This is a genomic window from Maribacter sp., from assembly GCF_039968975.1.
Classification (GTDB): Bacteria; Bacteroidota; Bacteroidia; order Flavobacteriales; family Flavobacteriaceae; genus Maribacter.
Map to the genome: position 1 here is coordinate 1 of NZ_JBDVOT010000111.1, position 8,115 is coordinate 8,115.

Annotated in this window: 9 protein-coding genes and 1 pseudogene; 4 read left to right on the plus strand and 6 right to left on the minus strand. The window is 33.1% G+C overall.

Annotated elements, in window-relative coordinates; genetic code table 11:
* Window positions 1-423, plus strand: a 423-nt coding sequence (locus ABJI11_RS07635) for an alpha/beta fold hydrolase (RefSeq protein WP_348350915.1), incomplete at its 5' end; no start/stop codon positions are given.
* On the opposite strand, the gene ABJI11_RS07640 is transcribed toward ABJI11_RS07635, so the two are convergent.
* On the minus strand, window positions 420-914 hold the full coding sequence (locus tag ABJI11_RS07640) for a hydrolase (protein ID WP_348350917.1): 495 nt from the start codon (window positions 912-914) through the stop codon (window positions 420-422). The two genes, ABJI11_RS07635 and ABJI11_RS07640, sit on opposite strands and share 4 nt — an antisense overlap.
* Window positions 915-916: 2 nt before the next feature.
* Window positions 917-1,693, minus strand: a complete 777-nt coding sequence (locus tag ABJI11_RS07645) for an MBL fold metallo-hydrolase (RefSeq protein WP_348350919.1) — start codon at window positions 1,691-1,693, stop codon at window positions 917-919.
* A gap of 170 nt (window positions 1,694-1,863) precedes the next feature.
* Here ABJI11_RS07645 and ABJI11_RS07650 point away from each other — a divergent pair, with 170 nt between their 5' ends.
* On the plus strand, window positions 1,864-3,318 hold the full coding sequence (locus ABJI11_RS07650; protein ID WP_276493924.1) for a TonB-dependent receptor: 1,455 nt from the start codon (window positions 1,864-1,866) through the stop codon (window positions 3,316-3,318).
* Between the two features lie 76 nt (window positions 3,319-3,394).
* Here the strand turns inward: ABJI11_RS07650 and bcp are convergent, their stop codons facing one another.
* Window positions 3,395-3,847, minus strand: a complete 453-nt coding sequence (bcp, locus tag ABJI11_RS07655; protein WP_348350921.1) for a thioredoxin-dependent thiol peroxidase — start codon at window positions 3,845-3,847, stop codon at window positions 3,395-3,397.
* A gap of 55 nt (window positions 3,848-3,902) precedes the next feature.
* Between bcp and nth the strand changes: the two genes are divergently transcribed.
* A complete protein-coding gene (nth, locus tag ABJI11_RS07660) occupies window positions 3,903-4,565 on the plus strand; it encodes an endonuclease III (protein WP_348350923.1) in 663 nt (220 codons plus the stop codon).
* A gap of 232 nt (window positions 4,566-4,797) precedes the next feature.
* Here nth and ABJI11_RS07665 read toward each other — a convergent pair whose 3' ends face one another.
* The 3 genes from ABJI11_RS07665 to ABJI11_RS07675 all read right to left on the minus strand — a co-directional run bounded on the left by ABJI11_RS07665 (window position 4,798) and on the right by ABJI11_RS07675 (window position 6,582).
* Window positions 4,798-5,379, minus strand: coding sequence for a sigma-70 family RNA polymerase sigma factor (locus tag ABJI11_RS07665; RefSeq protein ID WP_036153733.1), 582 nt, complete (start codon window positions 5,377-5,379; stop codon window positions 4,798-4,800).
* A 403-nt stretch (window positions 5,380-5,782) separates the two neighbouring features.
* Complete coding sequence (locus ABJI11_RS07670; protein ID WP_276493927.1) at window positions 5,783-5,926, minus strand: hypothetical protein; 144 nt, start codon at window positions 5,924-5,926, stop codon at window positions 5,783-5,785.
* Window positions 5,927-6,000: 74 nt separating this feature from the next.
* Window positions 6,001-6,582 (minus strand): sigma-70 family RNA polymerase sigma factor, encoded by a 582-nt coding sequence (locus ABJI11_RS07675; RefSeq protein ID WP_348350925.1) that lies wholly within the window; start codon window positions 6,580-6,582, stop codon window positions 6,001-6,003.
* 244 nt (window positions 6,583-6,826) lie between these two features.
* On the opposite strand from ABJI11_RS07675, the pseudogene ABJI11_RS07680 reads away from it, so the two are divergent.
* Window positions 6,827-8,115 (plus strand): annotated as a pseudogene (locus ABJI11_RS07680) (excinuclease ABC subunit A); the annotation flags it as partial.

Genomic DNA, 8,115 nt, shown 5'->3' on the forward strand with positions numbered 1-8,115 from the left:
AGCGATGACGACCAAGCTATAGATTCTCGTGATAAAATCAAGAACTTTATTGAAGAAGCTTGTTCCACCTATGGTTTAGACGAGAACAATGTTAATCTTTTAGGCTTTAGCCAAGGTACTATTCTTAGCTATGCAGTGGCATTGTCATATCCAGAAAAAGTAAAAAATATTATTGCTTTAAGCGGATATATCAATGAATCTATCTTAATAGATTCGTACAAAGTCAACAACTTTGACAATCTAAATTTCTACAGTTCTCATGGCGACATGGACCAAGTGATACCTGTAGACTGGGCTAGAAAGGCACCAAAACTATTGGAAGAATTGGGTATAAAGCATGTTTACGAAGAATTTCCTGCAGGTCATGGTGTTGCTCCGCAGAACTTCTACTCACTTAAAAAATGGATTTCAGATAAAATCTAATTACTACGCGTATATAATAGGTGATCTACCAAGGTAAAATCTACCCCAAGATCATCTTTCAATTCATACCTAATCAATAATTCTCCCCAATATTTGCCATCAGAAAAATCGGTAAGTATCCATTTATGGTTAAGAACTTTAATTTTATTGATTTTAAAATCACTCTCCATTCCCTCGTAAGGCACTAGTGGATTATCCCCTTTTTGAGCATTGGTTTCCAATAATTTATCGGCAACATAACCAGCGGGATCTTTCAAGTCTAAATGTTCAAAATAAGCCAATGCATCATCATTATTCTCTAATGAGAAATACTGCATATCTAAAACTTTCAAGGAAGATTTTTGAACGGAGTCTTTTAATTCTTCTGTTTGTTTTTCCAGTCTAGTAATTGTCTTAGCATTCGCTTCTGCCATATTACCGCTACTTACCACTAGATAAAGACAAATTAATGATACAAATAAAAATAGGTAAAGAAATATTTTACTCTTCATAATTAAATGGTGATTGTTAAATTATCATAAGCCAAATGTACATTATTCGGCAGCATTTTTTCTACTTCGTCATGAAAACCAAGTAGGTGACTAATATGTGTCAAGTATGCTTTTTCAGGATTTACCTCTTTTATAAAAGCAAGTGCTTCTTCTAAATTAAAATGAGAAATATGAGGTTCTATTCGCAATGCACTAACTACAATCACTTTAGAACCTTTAATTTTTTCTATTTCTTCTGGTAGTACTGTTTTTACATCAGTTAAATATGTAAAATCTCCAATTCTATAACCAAATACCTGTAGCTTATTGTGCAATACGTTTACAGGGGTAACCATGCTATCACCTATTTGAAATGGCTCATTATTATTGACAAAATTAATATCTACCGTTGGTGCACCAGGGTATTTGTTTTCTTCTTGAAATATATAATCAAATCGCTTTCTAAGAGATTGCACTACCCTACTATGTGCATAAACAGGAATGTTACCTTGCCTAAAAAAGAAAGGTCTAATATCATCTAAGCCAGCCGTATGATCAGAATGTTCATGAGTATAAAGAATACCGTCTAAATGTGTCACGTTTTGTCGTAACATTTGCTGACGAAAATCTGGACCACAATCTATTACATAATTGAAATTGTCCCATGAAAGTAAAACAGAAACCCGCAATCTTTTATCCTTAGGGTTATCACTTAAGCAAACCGGATGCGTACTGCCAATGATGGGAATACCTTGAGAAGTTCCCGTTCCTAAAAAAGTAACACGTAATTTATTAGTCATGTAATACAAATTTAATTCCTTTTTAATAAAATTGGTTATTGAAAATTATAAGATCGCTGTATTTAAAAGGGAATAAAAACAATAACCGAAACTTATACCTTTTTTTTACACCTATTGCCCAATGTCACAACCATTCTTTATAACTTTGTTAAAAGCTAAACAGGTAAAAAATGGCATCGGTATTAAAAAGAGATAGTGTTTTTGAAAATATCCCTTCTATTAAAGCAAAAACCCTACGTATAAATCTGAATCCGGATATATACGGAACCTTCGCAGAAATTGGCGCCGGTCAAGAGACCGCACGTCATTTTTTTAGATCGGGTGGTGCATCCGGTACCATTGCGAAAGCAATGAGTGCCTATGACAAAGACTTTAGTGATGCTATTTATGGTATTGAGTCTGATGGCCGATATGTAACCCAAGCAAGGTTAAAAACCATGCTGCACTATGAAATGCAATTGATGGAAGAGCGTATTAGTCGCGAAAACCATCCAGAAAGATTGTTCTTTTCTTATGCCAATACTGTAGCTACTATAGATTTTTCTAAAAGATATAAAGGTCATGGTTGGATCGGTATTCGTTACCAGCTAGACCCTAACCAAAAAGAATATGATGAAATTATTCTTCATATTCGTTTTAAGCAGAACGAAGCTAGGCTACAACAAGAAACTTTAGGGATTCTTGGTGTCAACTTAATATATGGTGCTTTTTACAAGTATCACAAGCCAAAGAAGATGTTGAAATATCTATATGACCATATAGATAAGGACACCTTAGAAATTGATATGATCAACTTCTCTGGACCAAACTTTAAAGAGGTTGATAACCGATTAATGAGTTTACAGCTTATTAAAAATGACATGACAGATGCCGTAATGTTCGGTCCTGACGGCAACAACCTTTTGCCTGCCGCCGTACTTTACAAAAAGAATATCTTGGCATTGCGTGGTAGTTTTAGACCCGTAACCAAGGTGAATTTAGATATGTTTGAGAAGTCTTATGACATTTTCATTCGTGACAAAGGCGTTGACCAGAACAATACCATTGTTATTTTTGAAATAACACTTTCTAACCTTAAGGCATCTGGTGAAATTGATGAGCAAGATTTTATGGACAGGGCAGAATTACTTTGTTCTCTTGGTCATTCTGTAATGATTTCAAAATTCCAGGAATATTATAAATTGGTAGAGTATTTTAATAACTATACCAAAAATAGAATTGGTTTGACCATGGGTGTAAATAACCTGGTAGACATATTCGATGAAAAATACTACCGTCATTTAAGTGGTGGCATTCTAGAAGCATTTGGTAAATTGTTCTTTAAAGATTTACAAGTGTATCTATACCCAATGAAAAATGCAGATACCGGTCAGATAATGACCAGTAACAACGTAAAGGTTCACCCACGTATGAAAGAATTATACAAGTTCTTTAAGTATAACGGTAAGGTAATGGACATCATAGATTACGAACCAGAAGTAATGCATATTTTCTCTAGAGATGTTCTTAAAAAACTGATGAACAATGATGAGGGATGGGAACAAATGTTACCAGAAGGTATTGCTGAAATCATCAAACAAAAGCAATTATTTACTCGCAAAACTGAAGATCAAGAAACCAAATAACTAATTGGTTTTAAGCATACTAGAAATAAAAAAGCCCATTTGAAAATGGGCTTTTTTAAATATAACAAACTAAATATCAATCTATTAGCTGCGCTGCATGATCTTTAGTTTTTACTTTATCAATTACTTTAGTTACTATACCTTCACCATCAACAACGAAAGTCTTTCTATGGATACCATCATACTCACGGCCCATAAATTTCTTTAAGCCCCAAACACCAAACGCATTAATTACGGTATGGTCTTCATCTGCCAAAAGCGGAAAAGGAAACTCATATTTCTCTTTAAATTTTGCCTGTCTTTTTTCAGAATCTGCACTTACTCCTAAAAGTTCATAGCCTTCAGATTGTAATTCTTTATAATTATCCCTTAAATTACATGCTTCAGCCGTGCAACCAGGTGTACTTGCTTTTGGATAGAAAAAAACTATTAATTTTTTACCAGAATAGTCCTCTAATGTAATGGTATTGCCATCTTGATCTTTAGCGAAGAACGATGGTACTTTATCACCAACTTTTAGCGTATTCATAAATGAAGTTTTATAAATTTGTGTTTAAATATTTGCAATCAAAATTAAACAATTAATGACGAAAGCCGAAAAAATTGCTTTTACAATTTCCACTCTTAAAGAGCTATACCCAGAAATTCCAGTACCATTAGATCATAAAGATCCATATACTTTATTAATTGCTGTATTAATGTCAGCTCAAAGTACAGATGTTAGGGTAAACAAAATCACTCCCCTACTATTTGCAAAAGCAGACAATCCATATGACATGATCAAATTAAGTGTTGACGAAATCAGGGAAATCATAAAACCGGTAGGTCTTTCACCCATGAAAGCAAAGGGTATTCATGGTTTATCTCAAATTTTGATTGATAAACATAATGGCGAAGTACCTAAAGATCTAGAATATTTAGAAGAATTACCGGCCGTAGGCCATAAAACAGCAAGTGTTGTAATCTCACAAGCTTTTGGTATACCTGCCTTTCCTGTAGATACACATATTCATAGATTACTATATAGATGGGGGTTTACGAACGGAAAAAATGTAGTGCAAACAGAAAAAGATGCCAAACGTTTATTTCCTAAAGAAATTTGGAACGATCTTCATTTACAAATTATTTGGTATGGTAGAGAATATTCACCTGCAAGAGGGTGGGATTTGGAAAAGGATATAATTACGAAGACAATTGGGAGAAAAACAGTGCTAAACGACTACTATAAAAAGAAAAAAACCCGCTAAAAGCGGGTTTTGTTTATTAATTCAAAAATACTTCGAATTCTAAATCTTTGTGTTCAAATTCATAGAGGGCTTGTGAATAGCTCAATAAGAAGTTGATTGTCTTCGGACAAACTTTGTTAAATCCGGTCTGTTCTTGGTAATCTGAGTAAATTTTTTCCATACTTCCTACGTTGTTACAATAAAATAACGCAGCAAATTTGGAAATATTGTTTATTCTATTTTCTACTCCAAATTAATTCGTAAGAACTATATTGTTTTTTTCAATGATTTTTCTAAGATTAATTAAAGCATAACGCATTCTACCAAGAGCAGTATTAATGCTAACACCCGTATTTTCAGAGATTTCTTTGAAACTCATATCTTTATAGATACGCATTAAAAGAACTTCTTTTTGATCATCTGGCAACTCTTCTACTAGTTGTCTTAAATCAGTATCAATTTGATTTTTTATTAATTGTTTTTCGGCATTTAACTTATCATCACCTATTACAGAGAAGATATTAAAGTCATCACTACCTTCAAACATTGGCATTCTTTTGTTTCTTCTAAAGTGATCGATAATCAAGTTATGAGAAATTCTCATTACCCATGGTAAAAATTTACCTTCTTCACTATACTTACCTCTTTTTAAAGTTTTGATTACCTTAATAAAGGTATCTTGAAAAATATCTTCTGTGATATCCCTATCTAAAACCTTAGAATAGATAAAACTAGTAATACGTTGATTGTGTCTGTTAATTAAAACTTCTAAGGCAGCTTCGTTACCGTTGATGTAATCTTTAACTAATTCTGAGTCTTCAATTTGTAGTTTCATACGAGTTACTTTCTTTAATTGGTTAAGATTGGGTTAATCCTTTTAGTTAATTGGTTTGTTTTTTATTTCTGATATAAAACTAGAGAAAAGGGGCGCTGTAGGAAAAAGTATGTTGTCAAACCGCGTTTTTTTGATGTGAAACATCGAAAAAGTATATTTCTACACAATAAAAAGAATTTCAGATAGTTCCGCCAAGAAATGTAGGAAAGAGTAAAATAGCCTAAAAGCCCTTAAATATTAGCTCCACAATAGTATACCTATATATAAGGAACTATAGAAAACCCCATAGTCCTACAAAGAAAAAGGTACCTACAAGCAGTAAATTACTGTCCTAAACCAATTTTGAGCATAAAAAAACCCCTAGGCAATGCCTAAGGGTTCATATATATAATGTAAGAATACTTTAGTTTAAGTTACTCTCAAACTGCAATCCGTCTACTTCTGTAATATTTAAAGACTTAGAATAAGAAAGCAAAAACTGAATTGTTTCTGGCTTAGCTTTAACTAATTTAGTTTTATTCTGGTCTTTAGTGTATATATTTTCCATGCTACGTGTTATTTAGGTTCATCTAAAGAACGACACATTGATGAAGATAGTAGATCCAGTCGACCTGTGACCAATTAATTCGTTAAAACTATATTATTGGCCTCTACCAGCTTTCTAAGGTTAATTAAAGCGTAGCGCATTCTACCCAAAGCGGTATTAATACTCACACCTGTATTATCAGAAATTTCTTTGAAACTCATATCCTTATAAATTCGCATTTCTAGAACCTCTTGCTGATCTTCAGGTAGTTCCTTAATCATTTTAAGCAAATCAGAATCTATCTGCTCTTTAATCAATTGCTTTTCAGCATTCAATTTATCGTCACCTAATAATGAAAATATATTATAGCTTTCTTTACTATTATACATTGGCATTCTATTATGCTTTCTAAAATGATCGATAACAAGATTATGAGCAATACGCATTACCCAAGGTAAAAATTTACCTTCTTCATTATATGCACCTCTTTTAAGGGTACGTATAACTTTCATGAATGTATCTTGAAAAATGTCTTCGGTCAGCTCACGGTCACCTACTTTGGAATATATAAAACCAGTAAGGCGAGAATTATGACGATTAATAAGAGCTTCTATAGCTTTTTCGTCTCCTTGAATGTATTTTTTTACTAATTGGGAATCTTCAACTTGTACTACCATAACGTTACTTGTAGGGTTAAAAAGCAGCCCCAAATTCATAGTGAATAAGGGTCTAATGGTTAAATTCTAACTTTTAAAAGTAATGTTGCGTTATAGGCAAATTGAGTTTTTGTGAGAGCTCAAAGATATAAAAAAATAAATACTCTTATAAAAATGTGAAAATTTCTTGTGCAATTTTTAGATAAACGGCATTTTTTAGTTCAGAAAAAAGGCAAAGCGTATCTTTGTAAACTTAGATATTTGTATGCCTACACTAGCCGAAGTAAATCCGAAAGAAAACATCATAATTAAAGGAGCAAAACTGCACAACCTTAAAGATATAGATGTTGTAATACCTAGAAATAAACTTGTTGTAATAACAGGTTTATCAGGTTCTGGTAAATCAAGTTTAGCTTTTGACACCCTATATGCGGAAGGTCAAAGACGTTATGTAGAAAGCCTTTCTTCTTACGCTAGGCAGTTCTTAGGTAAACTAGATAAACCAAAAGTAGATTATATAAAAGGTATAGCACCGGCAATTGCCATTGAGCAAAAAGTAAATTCTACCAATCCTAGATCTACGGTAGGTACCACTACAGAGATATATGATTATATAAAACTATTATACGCACGTATTGGTAAGACCTTCTCTCCTATTTCAGGTAAGGAAGTTAAGAAGCATACGGTAACCGATGTAGTAAATTACGTAAAAACATATGACGAGGGCACAAAGCTTCTACTTTTAGCACCTATTAATATTCGTGAAGATAGAGATGCGTTAAAATCATTAGAGCTATTTTCTAAACAAGGTTATGCACGTATAAAGTATAATGACAAAGTACTTCGTATAGATCAAGCTCCTGAAGATATTGGTAAAAAATTCGATTTGGTCATAGATAGAATTATCACCAAAGATGATGAAGACTTTTATAATCGATTGGCTAATGCCGTTGATACTGCATTCTTTGAAGGTAAGGGCGAATGTTTGATCGAAGAATTGGCAGATGGTAAACAAACTCCGTTCAGCAATAAGTTTGAATTGGACGGAATGACCTTTTTGGAACCTAACGTCCACCTTTTTAGTTTTAATAATCCGTACGGCGCATGCCCTAAATGTGAAGGGTATGGAGATGTAATTGGTATTGATGAAGATTTAGTGGTACCAAACACAGCGCTATCGGTATATGAAAATGCTATTTTTCCGTGGAGAGGTGAAAGCATGAGTTTTTACCGTGATCAATTGGTAAACTCTGCTTACAAATATGATTTTCCTATCCATAAACCTTGGTTTGAGCTTTCTGAGGAGCAAAGACAATTGGTATGGGATGGTAATGCACATTTTATTGGACTTCATAAGTTCTTTGGAATGTTAGAGGAGAAAAGCTATAAAATTCAGAATAGAGTGATGCTTTCTAGATATAGAGGCAAAACCAAATGTAATATCTGTAACGGTAAACGGCTAAGACAAGAAAACGATTACGTAAAAGTAGGCGGAGCTTCAATTTCATCATTGGTAGGCTTATCTATTGAAAAGTTAATTGTTTTCTTTAACGA